Source organism: Persicobacter diffluens, assembly GCF_036244895.1.
Taxonomy (GTDB): Bacteria; Bacteroidota; Bacteroidia; order Cytophagales; family Cyclobacteriaceae; genus Persicobacter; species Persicobacter diffluens.
Genome location: NZ_BQKE01000001.1, coordinates 236,904 through 257,449, shown reverse-complemented (window position 1 = coordinate 257,449; position 20,546 = coordinate 236,904). Strand labels below are relative to the sequence as shown.

17 protein-coding genes are annotated in these 20,546 nt (G+C 43.0%); 7 read left to right on the top strand and 10 right to left on the bottom strand.

Annotated features, from left to right (window positions below):
- Positions 1-6: 6 nt before the first annotated feature.
- From gatA to AAA970_RS01005, 9 genes are all read right to left on the bottom strand, one after another.
- Complete coding sequence (gene gatA, locus AAA970_RS01045; protein ID WP_338235651.1) at positions 7-1,431, bottom strand: Asp-tRNA(Asn)/Glu-tRNA(Gln) amidotransferase subunit GatA; 1,425 nt, start codon at positions 1,429-1,431, stop codon at positions 7-9.
- A 138-nt stretch (positions 1,432-1,569) separates the two neighbouring features.
- Positions 1,570-1,746, bottom strand: coding sequence for a twin-arginine translocase TatA/TatE family subunit (gene tatA / locus AAA970_RS01040; protein WP_072159092.1), 177 nt, complete (start codon positions 1,744-1,746; stop codon positions 1,570-1,572).
- A 95-nt stretch (positions 1,747-1,841) separates the two neighbouring features.
- The gene (locus tag AAA970_RS01035) at positions 1,842-2,984 is read right to left on the bottom strand and encodes a murein hydrolase activator EnvC family protein (RefSeq protein ID WP_338235650.1); all 1,143 of its coding nucleotides are present in this window, start codon (positions 2,982-2,984) and stop codon (positions 1,842-1,844) included.
- 55 nt (positions 2,985-3,039) lie between these two features.
- Positions 3,040-3,891, bottom strand: a complete 852-nt coding sequence (gene lolB1 / locus AAA970_RS01030) for a lipoprotein insertase outer membrane protein LolB1 (protein WP_479531366.1) — start codon at positions 3,889-3,891, stop codon at positions 3,040-3,042.
- Positions 3,884-5,647: a tetratricopeptide repeat protein gene (locus tag AAA970_RS01025; protein WP_338235648.1), complete on the bottom strand. Its 1,764-nt coding sequence runs from the start codon at positions 5,645-5,647 to the stop codon at positions 3,884-3,886. The genes lolB1 and AAA970_RS01025 overlap by 8 nt, the downstream gene beginning before the upstream one ends.
- A gap of 217 nt (positions 5,648-5,864) precedes the next feature.
- On the bottom strand, positions 5,865-6,875 hold the full coding sequence (locus tag AAA970_RS01020; RefSeq protein WP_338235647.1) for a sugar nucleotidyltransferase: 1,011 nt from the start codon (positions 6,873-6,875) through the stop codon (positions 5,865-5,867).
- A 29-nt stretch (positions 6,876-6,904) separates the two neighbouring features.
- On the bottom strand, positions 6,905-7,336 hold the full coding sequence (dut, locus tag AAA970_RS01015; protein ID WP_338235646.1) for a dUTP diphosphatase: 432 nt from the start codon (positions 7,334-7,336) through the stop codon (positions 6,905-6,907).
- A gap of 15 nt (positions 7,337-7,351) precedes the next feature.
- Positions 7,352-8,857 (bottom strand): oligosaccharide flippase family protein, encoded by a 1,506-nt coding sequence (locus tag AAA970_RS01010; RefSeq protein ID WP_338235645.1) that lies wholly within the window; start codon positions 8,855-8,857, stop codon positions 7,352-7,354.
- Positions 8,858-8,931: 74 nt separating this feature from the next.
- Complete coding sequence (locus AAA970_RS01005) at positions 8,932-9,711, bottom strand: enoyl-CoA hydratase-related protein (protein ID WP_060685171.1); 780 nt, start codon at positions 9,709-9,711, stop codon at positions 8,932-8,934.
- A 437-nt stretch (positions 9,712-10,148) separates the two neighbouring features.
- On the opposite strand from AAA970_RS01005, the gene AAA970_RS01000 reads away from it, so the two are divergent.
- Together AAA970_RS01000 and AAA970_RS00995 are read left to right on the top strand one after the other, a co-directional pair.
- Positions 10,149-11,591: an NADP-dependent isocitrate dehydrogenase gene (locus tag AAA970_RS01000; protein ID WP_338235644.1), complete on the top strand. Its 1,443-nt coding sequence runs from the start codon at positions 10,149-10,151 to the stop codon at positions 11,589-11,591.
- A gap of 221 nt (positions 11,592-11,812) precedes the next feature.
- Positions 11,813-13,828: an LruC domain-containing protein gene (locus AAA970_RS00995; protein ID WP_338235643.1), complete on the top strand. Its 2,016-nt coding sequence runs from the start codon at positions 11,813-11,815 to the stop codon at positions 13,826-13,828.
- A 38-nt stretch (positions 13,829-13,866) separates the two neighbouring features.
- Here the strand turns inward: AAA970_RS00995 and AAA970_RS00990 are convergent, their stop codons facing one another.
- The gene (locus AAA970_RS00990; RefSeq protein WP_053406212.1) at positions 13,867-14,796 is read right to left on the bottom strand and encodes an NAD-dependent epimerase/dehydratase family protein; all 930 of its coding nucleotides are present in this window, start codon (positions 14,794-14,796) and stop codon (positions 13,867-13,869) included.
- 150 nt (positions 14,797-14,946) lie between these two features.
- On the opposite strand from AAA970_RS00990, the gene AAA970_RS00985 reads away from it, so the two are divergent.
- From AAA970_RS00985 to AAA970_RS00965, 5 genes are all read left to right on the top strand, one after another.
- Positions 14,947-15,135, top strand: a complete 189-nt coding sequence (locus AAA970_RS00985) for a hypothetical protein (RefSeq protein ID WP_253275696.1) — start codon at positions 14,947-14,949, stop codon at positions 15,133-15,135.
- 66 nt (positions 15,136-15,201) lie between these two features.
- On the top strand, positions 15,202-16,392 hold the full coding sequence (gene kbl / locus AAA970_RS00980; protein ID WP_338235642.1) for a glycine C-acetyltransferase: 1,191 nt from the start codon (positions 15,202-15,204) through the stop codon (positions 16,390-16,392).
- Positions 16,393-16,638: 246 nt separating this feature from the next.
- Positions 16,639-18,030, top strand: a complete 1,392-nt coding sequence (locus tag AAA970_RS00975) for a sigma-54-dependent transcriptional regulator (protein WP_338235641.1) — start codon at positions 16,639-16,641, stop codon at positions 18,028-18,030.
- Complete coding sequence (locus tag AAA970_RS00970) at positions 18,020-19,393, top strand: sensor histidine kinase (RefSeq protein ID WP_338235640.1); 1,374 nt, start codon at positions 18,020-18,022, stop codon at positions 19,391-19,393. Before AAA970_RS00975 ends, AAA970_RS00970 begins: the two co-directional genes overlap by 11 nt.
- 256 nt (positions 19,394-19,649) lie before the next feature.
- On the top strand, positions 19,650-20,537 hold the full coding sequence (locus tag AAA970_RS00965) for a UDP-2,3-diacylglucosamine diphosphatase (RefSeq protein WP_338235639.1): 888 nt from the start codon (positions 19,650-19,652) through the stop codon (positions 20,535-20,537).
- Positions 20,538-20,546 lie beyond the last annotated feature (9 nt).

Sequence of the window (20,546 nt, the reverse complement as noted above, 5' to 3'; positions counted from 1 at the left end):
GTTCCTCTATGCAGGAAGCAGCTTTTTTGAAAAGGCATACAAGTCAGCCTCCTTAAATGCTCCCCCCACGATCTGTAAACCTATTGGCATGCCATCCTTATCCTCCCCATTGGGAATGGAAATGGCAGGCAGGCCACATACGTTTGCTAAAACGGTATAAATATCTGCTAAATACATCTCCAAAGGATCTTCAGAATGCTCTCCTATGGCAAATGCGGTTGTCGGAGTAGTAGGCATCAATAAAAAATCAAACTCGCTTAATAATTGATCAACCTGATCCTTTACCAATCGACGCACCTTTTGAGCTTTAGTGTAATATGCATCATAATAGCTGGCACTCAAAACGAATGTTCCCAGCATGATTCTGCGCTTCACCTCTTCCCCAAATCCCTCCGATCTTGATTTCTTGTACATCGACTCCAAATCTGTGCCATTCGGAGACCGGTACCCGAATTTAACGCCATCATATCTGGAGAGGTTTGAGCTGGCCTCTGCGGTGGTTAAAATATAATAGGTGGGTAGAATGTAATCCAGGAGGGAAAATTCCACTGTTTCCACCTGATGCCCCTGTGCCTTCAGGGCATCAATTTTTTCCAGCGTCTTTGCCTTAACTTCTTCATTCAGTCCCTCAGACTCCATGGTTTCCCGAATGAGGCCGATTTTTTTTACCCTACCTTCCTCCGACAATTGCGTGCTATAGGCTGGTACCTCCTTACGAGAAACGGTGCTGTCCTGCTCTTCATATCCGGCAATAATTTCCAATACCAGGGCATTATCCTCTATGGAGCGGGAAATGATGCCGATGGTATCAAAAGAAGAGGCATAAGCAACCAAGCCATAGCGGGAAATCCGGGAATAAGTAGGCTTAAAACCGATGGTACCTGTGAATGCTGCCGGCTGTCGCACCGAACCTCCGGTGTCTGAACCTAAGCTTAGCAAGCAACAATCCGCCTGTACGGCCACTGCTGATCCCCCGGAGGAGCCTCCCGGAACTTTGTTAAGGTCTGCGGCATTTCTCACCGGGCCAAATGCTGAATTTTCATTTGATGATCCCATGGCAAACTCATCACAGGCTACCCGTCCGATGACAATGGCATCTTCCGCCAACAACCTTTGGACTGCCGGGGCAGTAAACTGGGATTGAAAACCTTTTAGCATTTTACTGGAACAAGAAAGCTCATGCCCTTCGTGACATAATACATCTTTAAGCGCCACGACCATTCCAGCCAAACGCCCGGCTGTTCCATCCTTCAGTTTTTGATCAATCCGATTCGCTTCTTGTAGAGCTTCTTCCTGATAAACTTCCAGAAAAGCATTGAGCTCTTTTTGTTGCTCAATATTTTTCAGGTAATACTTTACCAAAGCCTCACAATTTAGCGCTCCGGCACTTATTTCGGATTGAATTTCTGTTAGGTTATTGAATTTTTTCAAAGCGAGAAAATTAAAAACATGCCATAAAAAAAGAACTCCCAAAGGAGAACCCGTAAAAATTTGAACCTCTCCCTGCTGCATGGCATCAAAGAGAGGTTATTGTTTGCCTCGAAAAATTGTATTAAAAATCAGGACAGATTATTCCTTAATCTGCTTTCCTGCATCATCAATTTCGTCTTTTATCTCTTTTGTAGCGTCCTTGAACTCCCGGATCCCTTTTCCAAGACCACGAGCCAGTTCAGGAATTTTTTTGGCTCCAAATAAAAGCACGACTACAAGGATGATCACCACCCATTCCATTCCACCTGGCATCATAATTTTAAGTTTAAAATTGGTATTTGATTGTATTACAAATATACATAATATGCCTTAGCGTGCAAAAATGCCCGAAAAGGATTTCAAATTGAGTATCAACGGCTTCGCAACCACACTTGCGGATTAAGTTTCTCCTTTTGCTTCCAAACCTGAAATTGCAATTCTGACTTCCCGTCTGAGTCGGTATGCACCACACCTATCGGGTCCTTAGCATTCACCGCTTCTCCTACTTTCACCTTACTGCTTTCCAATTTGGCATAAACCGTGAAATAATCCCCATGCTGCACAATCACCACGGTATTCATTTCACCAGGAACGTAGGCCACGGTTTTCACCACTCCCTGATGTACTGCCCGTACCAGCTCTTGTTTACGGGTTTGAATATCCACCCCCGGATTCTCCACCACAACCCCTTTCAAAGCAGGATGGGGGTGTTTACCAAAGCCCTGACTGACAAAACCGGAGGCTACCGGCCATTCTAATTTTTTTCTGAAATTGGCAAAATCGGCACCTACAAAAGCAACATCAGCCTTTTTCACCGCCGCTTTTTTGGCAGATGATTTCTTGGCCAACTCAGTCCGAATCACATCTGCGATCAAATTACCCAGCTTTTCATCTGCCTTTTTCCGGTCTTTAAGCTCTTTGTTCAGCTTCCGTCCCCGGGTTTTCAATTCCGCCAATACCGTTTTTTGCTTCTTCTGAAGATTTTCCAGCTCCTGGAATTCCCCCATTTGTGCGACCAAAAGCTGATCTTTTTCCTGTTTGGCCTCCTCAATTTCTTCTCTTTGGTCTTCTAATGTTTTCTTGACCAGGCTAATCATTTCCATCTGATTTTTTCTGGCTTTAGAATATTGCCGCATATACTCCAGGCGAAGCACAAAATCATGAAAAGTTTCTGCTGAAAATAGAAAGACTAAATTATTCTGGCTCAATTGGGATTTATAGGCGGTATGGGCCATTTCCCCATATTCCTTTTTTAACTGCACTAAATCACCCTCCATCCCTTCGATGATATCCTCCAATTCCCCCATGCGCACGTTTAACTCCACCACTTCTTTATTGATGTTGGACATCATGTCTTTACGCGTTTTAATCTGCTCATTTAAGGCATTCAGCTGTCCCACGGTGGCCTTTTGGCTATTCATGGTTTCTGAAAGAATACGGGAAGTCTCTTCAATCTTTTTCTTATTGACCTGTCGTTCCTGCTCTAATTGTTGCTTACTTTTTTGTGCAGTCACTTCAATTGAGCCAATGGAAAAAATAAAGGCGAAAAAAATCCAAAAGGGAAAAAATCTATTTCGGAACATAGCGGGAGGTAACTTTGAATGGGAAGCTTAACTTCTTCTCATTAATATCCACTTTCTGAAACTCCACCCTCACATGAGTTGACAATGTTCCTCCACTCACTGGATGAAACACGACATCAATTTCATTCATAAAAGGAAAAATATCCGACTTCCGTTCCTTACGGTTCATTTTTGCCGCCTTCTTATTTTCCTTTTTCTCCTGCTTATAGTTTTCTTTAGTGGTCTTCTTTTTATTCTTATTTTTTATTTCCTGAAAATCTGAATATTCAAGGGTTAAGGTATTGCCCGTTTTAGCCTGAATGGCCTGGGTACGCTGAATACGATAGGAGAGGGGATCCACCCGACTCAAATACTGCATTTCAGCCCTTTCCTGGTCTAACAAAAACACATTACTCTCTCTTTTTACCCGATCCTTATCCACCTGTTGCTCAATTAAATCACCCACCAAAATGGACTGCAACACAAAAAAATCAAGCGCTACTTTATACTTTTCGCTCAGCTGCTGATAATCCAGATAATAGACCTCTTTTTTCAGCTTATTCAGGATGGTAATAGATTCAGGCGTGAATTGAGCCCGGGCCACCTCCACTCCCAAGCCGGGCGTTACAGACATCCAAATAATGGAATCTGCTTTCATTCTTAAATTTACGGTGGCTCCTAACTCCTTCTCTCCATTGTGAAAGTTGACTTTCATTTTACCGGAAAGGTATTCAAAATCCAGGCGATCCACCTGGAAATCGCTCTTTTCAACCAATCTAAAGCCGACATTTCGTCGGCTACAAGAAAAAATAAATATTGAAAATATCGCTAGAATCAATAGGGAACTACTCCTATTCATACAATTTCTGATGCTTAATCTTTTTATCCAACAAATCGGAAGCATCTCCTTTTACCTTGGCTTTCTCCCAATACTCCAGCGCCTCACTTTCTTCCCCTAGTTGAAAAAGAACATCTCCATAGTGCTCCAAAACAGCTCCGGAAGTCTCTCCCAAATCTACTGCTTTCTTCAAAAATTCTTTGGCCGCCGGAAAATCACCCATTTGATAGAGTACCCAGCCATAGGTATCCAGATAGGTTCCATTATCCGGATGCAGTTTAATCAACTTCTCGGACATCTGCTTGGCTTCCTCCAGATTTTCTTTTCTCAAGGATAAAAAATAACTGTAATTATTCAGAACATGCTCACTATTGGGATCCAGATTCAGTGCTTCTTTATAGGCTTTGTCTGATTTTTCATGGTCATCAATACCATTATAAGCATCCCCCAACTGTCCGTAAAAAACGGTGGTCAGTTGCTCATTATTAGAAGACAGCTTTCGCCCCTGTTCAAATGCCTGAACCGCATTTTTATAATTTTTCTCCATCAAATAAGCCGTACCATTAAAGTAGTACAGCATCGCCTGATTTGGGAAAAGCTCCAAGGCTTTATTGGAATGCGCAATGGCGGCATCCATATCCTCTTTTTCAAAATCAATATTGATCACATTTTGCCATACGGCCAAATTATTGTCATCCAACTCCAAAGATTTCAGGTATTGCACCTGTGCATTTTCCTTTTCCTCTAAAGTGAAATAGTAATCCCCAAAAAGCGCAAATGCGGAGGCTTCCTCCGGATGCACTTTTACCAGCATTTCACACATCTGCTTAGCCTCTAATTTTGCATCCTCCTTTGGAAGTTGTTGAAATAAGCTGACCGCATAAGGCAATTTAGCCTCAATCGTCAATTTGGGATCCTTCATTGCCACATGGATGTTGGCCTTACCCACCTCATGCTCCCCTTGCTCTACTTGTATTTGCCCTAAAAGCATTCGGACTTCGGCACTTTTATTATCCTCCAAATAATCCGCTAATAAATCCTGTGCCTGATTCAGGCGGTTATTGGAAATCAAAATTTCAGATAGTGCCAACACAAATTGAGGTTCATCCGGGAAGGCTTTGATCAATTTTTCACCTTCAGCTACTGCGCTTTCCAGCTTCCCTTGTTGAATGTAAATTTTCTGCTTTTGGAAAACCACCTGCTCATTTAAGCCATATACTTCTTCTACTTTATCCAAGGCCCCTAGCGCCTCATCAAACTTTTTCAGGTAAAGGTAAAGGCCTGCCAATTCAAAATTGAATTCATCGGTTTTCTCCACATTGGCCATCAAATCTTTGTACACCTGAATGGCTTTCTCTAACTCACCGGTTTTCTTATAAACCTCGGCATTCACCAAATAATAATACTTATTGGTTTTATCGAGCTCCAAAGCTTTTTGAGCGTGGGTCATGGCATCTTCATTCTGGTTTCTTCTCATCGAGATCTCGGCCATCTTAAAATGCGCCGCAGGATTGTTGGGATCGTACTCGAGAGATTTTTCGAAATAAACATATGCCTTCACGAAATCATCCAGAATGTAGAACTTTTCTGCCTGAGCAAAGAACATTTCCGCATTTCGTAAATCCTTCTCCGTTGGTACCACTACCTCGGACTTTTGCTTATTCTTTTTACTTTTTTTCTTCTTCTTTTGAGCGATAGCCTGACCAGAAATTCCCCCTGCCAGCAAAAAAACCATGAGACTCAAACCAACAGCACGCAAAAATTTGGAAATGTTCATTAGTATATGCGTATGATTAAAATGTGATTCTTGGATAACAACTAGATTATCTTTGTAAAACGAAAATTACGGATAAACAGCTAATATCCTCCCCTAAAATTGAAAAAAGAAAGGGGACCATTAGATGGTAATCGGAAAAAATTGAAAAAAAACAAAAAAGAAGGCAACCAGATCCTCGTTTGGAGCCCGATTGCCTTCTTTAAATATACGAGCGTGTTTACTCTGTAATGGTGTTGAAATCACCCACCGACATGGTTTTGGATTTCCCTTCGAATACGGCCTGGTTACCAATCATGGAATCTTTCAGAATAGCATGACTGATCTCACTGTCCTTTTGAATAATCGAATTCTCTACACGGGAATCGGTAATTTCTGTTCTGTGCCCAACAGAAACATGAGGCCCGACAACGGAATTAATAATTCTGGCCTGCTTACCGATATATACCGGAGGAATAATTACTGAATTAATTACCTGAGCAGAAGCATCTACCAAACCAGCATCATCTTTAATGTATTCCAGGTAGCGGTGGTTTGTATTTACCGTAGCCGTTTTGTTTCCACAATCCAACCATTCCTGTACCGTACCAGGATAGAATTTAGTACCTTTAGAAGTCAGGTTTTCCAAAACGCGGGTGAGCTGGTACTCTCCGGAATCCATGATTTTATGATCAATCAGCTCGGCGATTTCAGCACGTAAATCTTCCCCTTTCTTGAAATAATATATTCCGATAATCGCCAAATCAGAAACAAAAGATTTTGGCTTCTCCACAAAAGCAGTGATCTGTTTGTCGTCATCCAGCTGTACGACCCCAAAAGCAGAAGGATCCTCCACTTGCTTCACCCAGATGATGCCATCTTTTTCGACATCCAAAGTGAAATCAGCTTTGAACAAAGTATCAGCAAAAGCCACTACCGTATTGCCTTCTAAGATCTCCTTGGCGCAATAAATGGCGTGAGCGGTTCCCAAAGCCTCATCCTGATAGAAAATATGGCCCTGAGCCCCGGACTTTTCAGCAATCCCTTTAAGGTCTGCTTCCACATCCTCCCCAAAGTTGCGACCGATTACGAAACCGATATTGTCGATCTGTTCCGTGCAGACTTTCACGATATCCTCCACCAAACGCTCCACGATAGGCTTACCTGCAATTGGAACTAATGGTTTAGGAACGGTAAGGGTGTGGGGGCGCATGCGCTTGCCCATACCGGCCATAGGTATGATGATATTCATTGATTTAAAAATTAATGGTTTCTAAAAAATTATTTACCTGTGCTGCCAAAGCCACCCGCAGCTCTTTCAGAATCTTCCAACAACGCTACTTCTTCCCACTGAATTTGCTCATGGCGCGCAATCACCATTTGCGCTACACGCTCTCCGTCTTTCACCACAAAAGGCTCATTGGATAAATTCACCAACAACACTTTCACCTCTCCGCGATAGTCAGCATCAATCGTTCCGGGGCTGTTCAATACAGATAAGCCGTGTTTGAATGCCAGTCCACTCCTTGGGCGAATCTGAGCCTCAAAGCCCACAGGCAATTCCATAAACAAACCAGTTGGCACTAAAACGCGCTCCAAAGGCTTCAATTCAATATCTTGGTCCAAATTAGCATTCAGATCCAGTCCGGCAGCAGCAGCAGTCTGATACTGAGGCAGACCGTGCTTTGATTTATTAATTACTTTAACTTTCATCCTGATTATAAAAAACTAAGCCCTGCGATTTTTACGCAGCGTACTTCTTTCCAAAATAAACACCATCCCGGCAAAGATCAAAAAGATCAATAGCTGAATCCCCTTAAGAAAATAGAAATTGTCAAGTTTTAATTGGAAACAGAAGTGACCCAATAGGCCCGCGAGCACCAAATAAAGCATTCCTCTCACCATTTGATAAGGGATAGGGTAATATTTCTGCCCCAATATATAACTTGCCACGGTCATCAATAAATAGACGATAAAAGTGACATAGGCCGAGCCCATATATCCATAGCTTGGAATGAGCATGAGATTCAACAAAATGGTCAAAATCGCTCCCCCAACCGCTAGATAGGTCCCCACATAAGTCCGGTCCGTAAGCTTATACCACATGGACAAATTGTAATACACCCCTAACAGCAAATTAGCCATCAACAGTACCGGAACCGCATCCAGTGCCAGCTTGTATTCCGCTTGTCTGAGGGTAAAAATGGCGATAATATCCAGATTGGCGACTATACCTACATAAGCCACTGCCCCGAAAGCAATAAAAATATGGGTCACCTTACCAATAAGCGCCGGGGAACTCTTGTCGCCGGAATTATTGAAGAAAAAGGGTTCTGCAGCATACTTATAGGCCTGAATCGCCAAATTCATAAAAATGGCCAGCTTATAACAAGCCCCAAAAATTCCTAAAATTTCCTGATTTGAAAAGCCTTCATAAAAGCCTTCGGGAAGAATTTTCTTCAGCATCAGGCGGGAAAACATTTCATTGGTTGTCCCGGCAACGCCCATAAATAAAAGGGGGTAACCATAACGTACGATGGGACTAATGGCCTCCTTATTCCATTGGAATTTAAAACTGCGAAAGGCGCTGCCCAACATGATCCAATTGGCCGCAGAGGCTACTAAATTAGAGAATACAACGATCGCTGGTCCCACGGCCGGGCTGTACCAGCTATTTACCCATGCTGCCTGTTCCGGCATAAAATTCCCTTCCAAAATGGCATTAATACCCACCAACAGCACAATGTTCAAGGTCATATTGATGAGGATATTGATCATTTTGGTCATGGCGAATTTCTTGGCCTTCCCTTCAATTCTCAATTTAGCAAAAGGGATGGCACTCACCCCGTCCAAAAATAATATCGCCGCCAAAGCATAGACATAGCCCTCTTTACCCGGAAATTCCAAATAATTCATAATGGGCGTGGCCAATGCACAAAGCAATAAGGCCAGTGCCGTATCAATGACCAAAACGAGGCTGGTAATTTGATTGAAAATAGATTTGGCACTTGATTTATCCTGAGAAACAAAGCGGAAGAAGGTAGTCTCCATTCCAAAGGTGAATAATACCATGAAAAAGGCGACATAGGCGTACAGCTCAGTCACCACACCATATTCCGCTGCGGACAAATACGTCGTATAAAGAGGAACTAAAAAGTAGTTCAGCATCCGGCCCACAATACTGCTCATGCCATAAAGCACGGTATCTCCGGCCAGTTTTTTCAATCTGCTCATTAAAAATGGGTTGATAAAAGGAAAGGATTGAGTATCACCCAATCCTTTTTATTTGTAATAATATTTTTTGTCGCTTATTCTCCCTGAAAATCCGGGTCACGCTTTTCCAAAAAAGCCGATACGCCTTCCTTAAAATCCTGTGACTTACAAAGGTTCGAGAAGTTATTGGCTTCTGACTGATAGCCGGCATCTGTTCCTTTGGACGCGGCATTCACACAGCTGATCACAGAACCAATGGCCAGTGGTGCCTTGTTAATAATCTTTCTCATGATTTCCTTGGCTTTCACCATCAGCTCATCCTGAGCATACACCACATGATTCACCAGACCTATGTTTTTTCCTTCTGCGGCGGGCACCTGATCTCCGGTCAGCATTAATTCTAATGCTTTGCCTCTGCCCACAATATTGGCCATTCTTTGTGTACCGCCAAAACCGGGAATCAAGCCCAGGTTCACCTCTGGAAGACCAAAACGGGCATTTTCTGTTGCCACGCGGATATGGCAGGCCATAGCCAGTTCACAGCCGCCCCCTAAAGCAAAGCCATTCACCGCCGCAATCACCGGCTTGTGGCAATCCTCTATCATAGCAAAAACCTCCTGACCAGTTTCAGAGTATTTTCTACCATTAAGTTCGTTCAGCGTTTTGATTTCATTGATGTCCACCCCGGCAGAGAAAGACTTCTCTCCCTTGCCGGTGATAATCATCCCACGCACATCATCATCGTCATATCCACGTTGAATCGCCTCTCTGAGATCCTCCAGCGTCTGAAGGTCCAATACATTGTACTTTTCAGGCTTATTGATTGTCAGCAGAAGGACGTTATCCTCCACTTCAAATTCGATGGATTTAAACATTACAAAATGGAAATTTTTTTACCAAAGATAAAGCTTGACCTTAAAATCGCAAAAAATGTAGCATTTATTTAAGGCCTTTGACTCCCCTCCTAAAGTATTAGCAAAAAAAGGATAAAGTCAATTTAATTCACTGTAAATGAGCAAAAATTAGCAGTGCTTGTATTTTTGCGGGCTGAAGTAACTAAAATAAATTGATGGAAAAAAGAAGATCGGTCATCCTCCACAATTCTTCCTAAAAAAGCCCTGAATAATTCAGTAATATTCGACCTCTTTTTGAGTCAAAAAATATAAATCAAATCCTCTATACCTATATAAATTACCAATACCACATATTTATAATCAAAAAAGGATGGCAGCCTGAAAAATCAATAAATTTCTTTAAATTCGTTAGGAATCATAAAATCAACATAGACCTTAAATTTTTATTCCCTATCGTTATGCCAAACAAAACAATAACCGTAGCCCACGGTGATGGTATCGGACCGGAAATCATGGAAGCCACTTTGGCGATTTTGGAGGCAGCTAAAGCCCCTATTGATATTGAAACCATTGAAATTGGGAAAAATGTGTACCTAAAAGGTGTTTCTGCAGGAATTGAGCCCTCATCCTGGGAATCCCTTCGTAAGAATAAAATTTTTCTAAAAGCCCCGATTACCACTCCTCAGGGTGGTGGCTTCAAGAGTCTGAACGTCACCACACGTAAAACCCTTGGCCTTTACGCCAATGTCCGACCCTGCCGCTCCTTCTTCCCCTATGTACAAACTCACCATCCATTAACTGACATGGTGATTATCCGGGAAAATGAAGAGGATCTATACGCCGGCATAGAACACCAGCAAACGGAGGATGTGGTGCAGTGTCTGAAGCTCATCTCCAGGTCCGGCTGCGAGAAAATCGTACGTTATGCCTATGAATATGCCCGCAAATATGGTCGCAAAAAAGTGACCTGTATGACCAAGGACAATATCATGAAGCAGGCAGATGGCCTTTTCCACCGTGTATTCGATGAAGTAGGAAAGGAATATCCGGAAATTGAGCAGGAGCACATGATCATCGATATCGGCTCGGCCATGATTGCCGATCGTCCACATATCTTCGATGTTATCGTAACGCTGAATCTTTATGGGGACATCATTTCAGATATTGCAGCACAAATCACCGGATCGGTAGGATTGGGCGGATCTTCCAATGTGGGGGAAAATTACGCCATGTTTGAGGCCATCCACGGCTCTGCTCCGGATATTGCCGGAAAAAATATTGCCAACCCCTCCGGTCTGATCAATGCTGCCGTGATGATGATGGTACACATTGGCGAGCCGGAAATTGCCGAAAAAATCCAAAATGCCTGGTTAAAAACCATTGAGGATGGAATTCATACGGCTGATATTTACGACAAAACGGATTCTAAAGAATTAGTAGGCACCAAAGAATTTGCTTTGGCAGTGATTGAGCGATTGGGTAAAAAACCTTCGGAGCTCAAATCAGTAACCTACGATGAACAAAAAGAGGAGCCAAAACCCATGACGAAATACGCTCCTCAAAAGAAAGAATTAGTGGGAGTGGATGTATTCATCGACTGGAAAAGCGAAGACATGAACCCGAATACCATTGGTGACGCTCTAAATGCCATTGAGGCTGATGGGCTTAAACTTAGAATGATTTCTAACCGCGGTATTAAGGTATATCCGGATGGTAATCCGGAAACTTTCTGCGTAGACCACTGGCGTTGTCGGTTTGTCGCCACTGATGAAACGGTAAGTCATAGTCAGGTAGCTCAATTACTGACCATATTGGCCGATAAAGGTCACGACTTTATCAAAACAGAACATTTGTATATGTTCAATGGAGAAAGAGCTTATTCCCTCGGACAAGGGGAATAAAAGTTATAATATTTCTTATTGCGAAAGCACTGCCTCCCCGGTAGTGCTTTTGTTTTATGCAAGTACCTAAAAAGATAATTTTCAATACTTTACCTTACACTTTTCACAAAAAAACTTTTTATTACATCATGACCAAAGCTTAATCGACATTACCCGCAACATGCGTTTAATTTTTTTTCAGAAGAGCCGTAACTCTAAGAGTACCAAAATTAACCTCAATAATGATAAAATATTTTGCTATTCTGAGTGTAATACTCCTGGCATGGTCCTGCTCCCCGGATCGAGACAATCCGGTAGATAATCAAGATGTTGATGCGCTTCAAAATCTAAATATTCCCGAGGATTTTAATTTTCAAACAGAAAGTGCTTCCACTATCGGCCTATCCACTGATTTAACCGAAACAAAATTTGTACTGTTAAATGAGCAATTTGACGTGATCTTCAATGGTGAAACCGATAACCAGGGAATCGCCACAATTGATTTGAATATTCCCGCGGCCTCCGAAGAAGTTTATGTTCATTTTACAAAATTCGGCGTGCCACAAGATTCTTTCCCTATTTATCGAAGTGAGGGCTTTCAGTTTGAAATCACTACCGATCGTTCTGCTCCCAGCAACCGGATTTCCGCTGTAAGTGTTAACGGAGATCCCACACTAGGCTATCAGTATTTAGGAAGCTGGAATACCAATGGGTTGCCCGACTATCTTGTAAGTCCTGGAGATAATATCTCGTCCGCTCTTATTGATCAAGTGCAGGCGAGCCTACCGGAAAGATTCCCGGTCCCTACTTACAACCCGGATTATCTGAACGCTACCACCAAAGAAATACACATTACCGGTGGATCTACTGACGTATGGGTCACCGTTGTTCATGAAGGGGCGGGCTACAGAAACTCCCTGGGTTTTTACACTTACCCAACAAATGATCCTCCAAGCTCCATCTCTGATATTGAAAACAGCCGAACCATCATTTTCCCAAATGCTTCTTTGAATGGCAGTGGCGGTCAAATGATGTCCGGCGATAAAGTAAAAATCGGAACTTTTGATGCCGGAACTACCATTGGCTTTTTTATTCTATCCAATGCCTTCAGCAACCAACAGCCTTCCAGCCCGAAATGGAGCTTCTATTCTCATCCGGATTTAAACCCAGAAAATAGCGCGGACAACCGCCAGCATATGGTCATGCTTTACAATCCGGATGAAGACCTTTATCTATTCGGATTTGAAGACATCCAAAGAGAAGAAAGAGGTTGTGATCAGGATTTCAATGATCTGGTATTTTATGCGACGGCTAACCCAACATCCAATATTACAAGAGGTGATGTGCCGGAAACCACGGATCCTACCGATGGAGATGGGGATGGAGTAGATGACGTTTTTGATCGCGACCCCAATGACCCGAAAAGAACCTATTATGATTATTACCCTGGCTCCAACGCTTTCGCATCCTTAACTTATGAAGACCTCTGGCCAAGTAAAGGTGATTATGATTTTAATGACCTGGTAATTGATTATCAGTACCAAATCGTGAAAAACGGCAATTATCAGGTGACTTTTATCGAAGGAACCTTCGTCATCCGGGCCATTGGAGCGGGCTTTAAAAACGGATTTGCCATTAACTTCCCCGAGTTGAGCCCTAATCAGGTCAGCTCTGTGAATGTAGTACCGGATGAAAATGGCATCCAGCCATTTGCGGAGGGCTATTTAAATATAGCGGCCAATGGCACCGAAGCAGGGCAGTCCACTGCAGTGGTTCCCATTTTTGACAATGCTTATAACATCATGCAGGCCTTTGGCGGCGCTTATGTAAATGTTTTGGCGGCCAACCCTTACCAAACCCCGGACACACTCCGGTTTTCTATGGAACTGACAAATCCTATCCTTCCGGCTGAAATTGGGAATGCACCTTTTGACCCTATTCTGATTGCCAATATGAGACGAGGGTATGAAATTCATTTGGCAGGAAAAGCGCCCACAGATTTAGCCGATACCGGCCTTTTCCAAAATGCTGATGATGACTCCAGCATCAATGATGGAAAGCTGTATAAATCACAACACAATTTGCCATGGGCAATGAACCTGCCCAATTCTTTTGATTACTGCGCAGAGGGCAAACGTATTGATGAGACTTATCTGAAATTTGTGGAATGGGTAGAATCTGGCGGAAGCAACTATCCGGATTGGTATTCAGATAAAAGTGGATATCGCAACACCAGTAATATTTACCAAGTGCCATAAAACAAAAAGCCCGGCGAAAATCGTCGGGCTTCTTTTTTTTAGATATGCTCTAAAATATCTTTGGTCATGGCATCCAAATCAAATTTCGGAGCCCAATTCCAATGCGCTCTGGCGAACTGGTCATCAATAGAATCCGGCCATGACTCTGCAATAGCCTGACGATGATCCGGTTTATACACCATTTTAAAGTCCGGAATAATCTTCTGAATAGACTCCCCAATCTCTTCCGGCGCAAAGCTCATTCCCGCCAAATTATAGGAGGTGCGGATTTTCACCTGCTCCGCCGGACTTTCCATCAACTGAATGGTACCACGGATGGCATCCTCCATATACATCATCGGCAATACCGTGCCTTTATCCAAAAAGCAATTAAACTCTTCGCCCTGCTTGGCTTTGAAATATATATCAACGGCATAGTCCGTGGTTCCTCCACCCGGCATAGCCTTATAGCCTACCAGCCCCGGATAACGAACTGAACGTACATCCACACCAAATTTTTGGAAATAATACTGACACAATTTTTCACCTGCCAGCTTATTTACCCCATACATGGTCGTCGGGTTCATCACCGTTTCCTGAGGAGTCATCACCTTAGGGGTATCAGGTCCAAAAACCGCGATAGAACTCGGCCAATAAATTTTATTTAAATTCTTTTCTCTGGCAAGTTCCAGCACATTTACCAGGCCATTCATGTTCACATTCCATGCAATACCTGGCTTGGACTCCCCAATGGAGGACAAAATAGCGGCAAGATTATAAATTTGGGTGATCTTGTGCTTTTCCACAATTTGCCCCAAACGTTCCCGATCCAAAACGTCCAATTGCTCAAACGGACCGCGTTCGGCCTGCGCTTTGGCCACGGTTAAATCGGAGGCAATGACATTTTGCTCTCCATATAATTTTCGCAATTCATCCGTAAGCTCAGAACCCAATTGTCCGAAAGCGCCAATGACTAAAACTCTCTCCATTCCAATAATACAGAAAAACGGTAATTTTTTTGAATAATTATTAACAATAACTATCCAATAATGAATAAATTTAAATTCAATCCTGAAGCAAAGCTTTTACCTTTGGATTTAGGTGCTAATTTATGATTTTTGAACCACTAATTCGGGTAAATGAAGATGGAATTTAGCGAATATTTAAAAACAAAAAATATTAATCCGGCCGCTTTTGAGCAGAACGAACCGGAAAAGTATAAGCTTTGGAATCAGGAGTTTAGCGAGATGCATCCCAAAAGTTTCACCATGCAAAAACTCTTTGAGATTAATAAAATTCGTAGAAAATTCACCCTCACCAAATATTAATTCAGGTTACCCCATTTTACCCTAATTATTAACGGAAAAATTTTCCCCTACTATATAATTTACAACATGTACGAAACGCTTAAACCCGCACTTGAAAAAGAGCTGGAGGCCATCAAGGAAGCTGGTCTTTACAAAACGGAAAGAATCATTACTACTCCTCAGGGAGCGGAGATTAAAACCACAGAAGGTAAGGAAGTTATCAATTTCTGTGCGAACAATTATTTGGGACTTTCCTCTCACCCAAGAGTGATTGAGGCGGCAAAAAGAACAATTGACACCCATGGCTTTGGAATGTCTTCCGTTCGTTTCATTTGCGGAACGCAGGATATTCACCGCGAATTAGAGCAAAAAGTAGCCAAATGGTTGGGGACAGAAGATACCATTTTGTATGCTGCTGCTTTTGATGCCAATGGTGGCGTTTTCGAACCTCTTTTGGGCCCCAACAGTGCCATTATCTCTGACACCCTTAACCATGCTTCCATCATTGATGGGGTGCGTTTATGTAAGGCGGCCCGTTACCGCTATAAGCATAACGATATGGCGGATTTGGAAGAGCAATTGAAAGCTGCTCAGGATGCTGAGCATAGAATTATCGTAACTGACTCGGTATTCTCCATGGATGGTACCATTGCCCAGTTGGACAAAATCTGTGATTTGGCTGATCAATACAAAGCATTGGTGATGGTAGACGAATGCCACTCTTCCGGATTCATGGGTAAAACCGGAAAAGGTACGCACGAGCATTGCGATGTTATGGGAAGAATTGACATCATTACCGGTACTTTTGGTAAAGCCCTGGGGGGAGCTTCCGGTGGTTTCACTTCCGGCAGAAAAGAAATTATCGACATGCTTCGTCAGCGTTCCCGCCCTTATTTATTCTCCAATACTTTGGCTCCAGCGATCGTGGGCGCTTCTATTGAGGTGATCGACATTCTGGAAGAAAGCACTGAACTGAGAGATAAAGTTTGGGAAAACACCGCTTATTTCCGCAAGCAAATGACCGCGGCAGGTTTTGACATTAAGCCGGGTAGTCACCCCATTGTTCCGGTAATGCTATACGATGCTCCTTTGGCGCAGAAATTTGCGACCAGACTTTTAGAAGAAGGCATTTATGTGATCGGATTTTTCTATCCGGTAGTACCAAAAGGGGAGGCAAGAATCAGAACACAGATCTCTGCGGTTCACGAAAAACATCATTTGGACAAAGCTATTGCGGCTTTCACCAAAATCGGAAAAGAACTGGGAGTCATTCAATAGTACGCTTTCAGAAACGATCCCCGAAAGACCGGTTTACGCCGGTCTTTTTTTTGTGTCTTAGGGATTTTACCCTGCTTCCGAATTATGATGATTATTCCTTATATTGTTCATAAACGGACAGTTGTGATCACGAGCGGACACTACCATTCCCAAAAGCGGACAGTCCGGTATGCTCAGTATGCTTGTAATCAAAGATTTAGGATTATGGCATCATTTTAGGATAATTTTTCACCAAACCTTACTACTATGATGGAAAAAGAGCTCGGCAAAATTTTAATTATTGATGATGATGAGGATGTACTATTTGCAGCCAAGATGCTGTTGAAAAAATATGCAAAGGAAGTCATCATTGAGAAAAACCCTAAAAAAATACCTTTCCTGCTCAATCATGACACCTACGATGTCATCATGCTGGACATGAATTTTAGCCGGGACACTACCTCGGGGAAAGAAGGTTTCTATTGGCTGGAACACATCATGGAAAGAGATGCCAATGCGGTGGTGATCCTCATTACCGCCTTTGGTGATGTGGAAATGGCCGTTCAGGCATTGAAGCAGGGCGCTACCGACTTCGTACTGAAGCCCTGGCAAAATGAAAAGCTGTTGGCCACCCTAACGTCTGCCAGTAAGCTTCGCAAATCTTATGAACAGGTAGATACGCTTCGCCAGACCAATCGCCAACTTTCAGCGGATCAGCAGGATAATTTTGGGCAAATGATAGGGGACAGCCCTTCCATGCGGAATGTATTCGCCATTATTGATAAAGTCGCCACCACAGATGCCAATGTCTTAATTCTGGGGGAAAATGGAACCGGTAAAGAATTGGTCGCCAGAGAAATTCACAATCGCTCGATGCGCAAAAACAATATTTTTGTAAATGTGGACATGGGCGCTATCACCGAAACGCTTTTTGAAAGTGAACTCTTTGGACATAAAAAGGGCGCTTATACCGACGCAAAGGAAGACCGCGTGGGGCGCTTTGAAATGGCCAATAAAGGCTCTTTGTTTTTGGATGAAATCGGTAACCTGAGCATGCCATTACAATCCAAATTACTGACTGCCCTCCAAAGAAGAGAAATCACCAGAATTGGAACTAATAAGTCCATACCGGTAGATATTCGGCTGATCACAGCGACCAATATGCCTTTGCACGAAATGGTGCATCAAAATACTTTCCGACAGGATTTACTCTACCGAATCAATACGGTGGAAATTCACCTGCCCCCCCTTCGGGAAAGACAGGAAGACATCCCGACCCTTGCCAGGCACTTCATCAATAATTATTGTAAAAAATATCAAAAGCCACCGATTAGCCTTGATGACTCCGGCCTGCAAAGGATGAAATCCTACGGCTGGCCCGGAAACATCCGCGAATTGCAACATGCCATTGAACGCGCCATTATCATGTGCGATGGGGAGAAACTGAGTGAAAAAGATTTCTTTTTCCTTCAGCAAACCATGCACCAGGTGCAAAACGAACCCTCCCAGCCGGCTAATAACTTTAATTTGGATGAAGTCGAGAAAAACGTCATTCAAAAAGCCATTGACAAACATAATGGAAACATCTCTCAGGCTGCCAAAGAATTGGGACTGACGAGGGCATCCCTCTATCGCAGACTACAGAAATATGGAATATAATTCCCTGAAAAAAGAAATATTACTCCGGCTCATTGCCCTGACCGTCTCTGTCTTTGCTTTGGCATTTTTAATCCTGAGCGACGATAGGTCGGCTTTTTCGATCATCGTGGTGTTACTGCTGGTGGCCGGACAAGTGTTTCTGCTCATGAAGATGATGGACACCATCCATAACGCATTGAGCAAATTTTTTCAATTAAAGGAAAACGGGAACACCCCATTTCGCTTTCCCCAGTACAACGACCAGAGTTATCTCAGTGGTTTGTACCGGGAACTCAATGGCATGCTCAATGAATTCCGGTTAGAGCCTGAAGAGGGAAGAGAAAAATACAATTACCTTAAAAACATTGTGCAGCATGCCGGGGTAGGTCTGATCACTTTTGATTCCCGGGGGAAGGTAGAAATCTTCAATACCGAAGCAAAAAACCTATTGGGCATCGAAAGCCTGGATCACATTTCTGCCCTGACAGAAGTACACCCTGAGCTGCGGCAACAAATAAAAAACCTGAAGACCGGCGGCAGAGGATTGATCAAAATTCAAAACGGAGATGAAGAAGTGAATCTGTCCCTATTCGCAGTGGAGCTCCATTTGAATAAGGAAAACTTCAAGCTGATTTCCTTCCAGAACATTCAGTCCGAGCTGGATCAGAATGAGATGGAAGCCTGGCAAAAACTGGTACGCGTGCTGACGCACGAGATCATGAACTCTATTACACCGATTACTTCCCTGGCTTCCACCATTGAAGGAGATATCATCCACAACCTCGATCGCTGCGAGGAGGAAAAAGAATTCTGCGATTTCCCCAAGGCTGATTTGGAAGACCTTCAAATGGCTGTTCGAACGATTCAGAAAAGGGGAGAAGGGCTGATTCACTTTGTGACGGACTTCCGCAGCCTGACCAAGATTCCAAAGCCAGAACGCCGCGTGGTAGCGGCCAGATCACTTTTTGATGAGGTGGTGCGCCTGATGGCATATGAAACCGAACCGAAAAACATTGATGTAAAAATAGACGTGATCCCGGATGACCTGGCCATTTTTGTGGATCCACAACAACTGCAGCAGGTATTAATCAACCTGATGCAGAATGCCTGTCAGGCCATAAAGAAAAAAGAAGGTGGTCTAATTGAGTTAATCGCTCTGAGAGGCGGAAAAGCGGATCAGACCCTTTTAATCATTCGGGACAATGGAACGGGTATTGAAGCAGATGCGCTGGCAAAAATCTTCATTCCATTCTTTACCACTAAGAAAAATGGATCGGGTATTGGCTTGGCATTATCTCGTCAAATCATCCGTCAGCATCATGGAAATATTACCGCCAAGTCTACCGAAGGAGTGGGTAGCGAATTTACCATTCGAATCAATTAATCCCTAAACTAAAACCGGCAGGTTCCCCAGATAAAATATGCCGATTAATTTATTTGACGTACTTCCTCAACAGGGTGACTATCCGCCAAAACGCTGCGAGCAATTTGCAGGCTGAAACCGGATAATCAGAATAATACAGAGGTAAAATTCCAATAACCTACAAAGCCCCTGAGGGGCTTTTTTTCATCCTTTCTTAAAAATGAATTGACAACCAGTTGATGATTAATGATGACCTTGCGCTAAACCGTTTCCGTTTATGGCCAAGCACTACAAGACCATCGTTATCTCTGATGTTCACCTGGGAACCCGAGGCTCAAAAGCCAAAGAACTGGTGAAGTTTTTAAAGAAAAACAGCTGTGATAATCTTTTCCTGAATGGGGATATCATCGATGGCTGGCAATTAAAGAAATCAGGGGTTTGGAAGAAAAAGCATACCCGATTTTTTATGCGCATCATGAAAATGATGGAAAAGCATCAAACCAAAGTATTTTACCTTAGAGGAAATCATGATGACTTTTTGGACCAGGTGCTTCCACTAAAAATCGGCAACTTTGAGATTGCCAAAGACTATTTTTACCACAGTCATGGAAAGCGGTATTACATCATTCATGGAGATATTTTCGATTCCATTACCACTCAATGGACCTGGCTGGCCAAGCTGGGCGATATTGGCTATACATTTTTGCTTTGGCTAAATCACCATTACAATCGCAGAAGAAGAAAAAAAGGGCTACCCTATTATTCGCTTTCTCAGGTGATCAAAGCCAGAGTAAAATCGGCCGTTTCTTTTATTGATGATTTTGAGCAGCACCTGGTCTCCATTGCACGCCACCATAACTGCAACGGCATTATCTGCGGACATATTCACCAGCCTGCCAACAAAATGATTGAAGATATTCACTACCTCAACTCCGGAGACTGGGTGGAATCCCTAACGGCGCTAGCAGAAGATGAAAATGGAAAATGGCAGCTGATAACCTACTGCGAAGAATTAATGGAGGAAGAGGAAGTGGAGAAGAAAGGAAATAAGGAATGGGAAAATCTCCTGCAAAATTCAGAAGAAGAGGAAAACACCACCATGAGCAGTGAAGTTCTTCCGCTTTCTGTCCATGAAATGATTAAATTAACCGATAAATTCGAATAAAAATTAAGC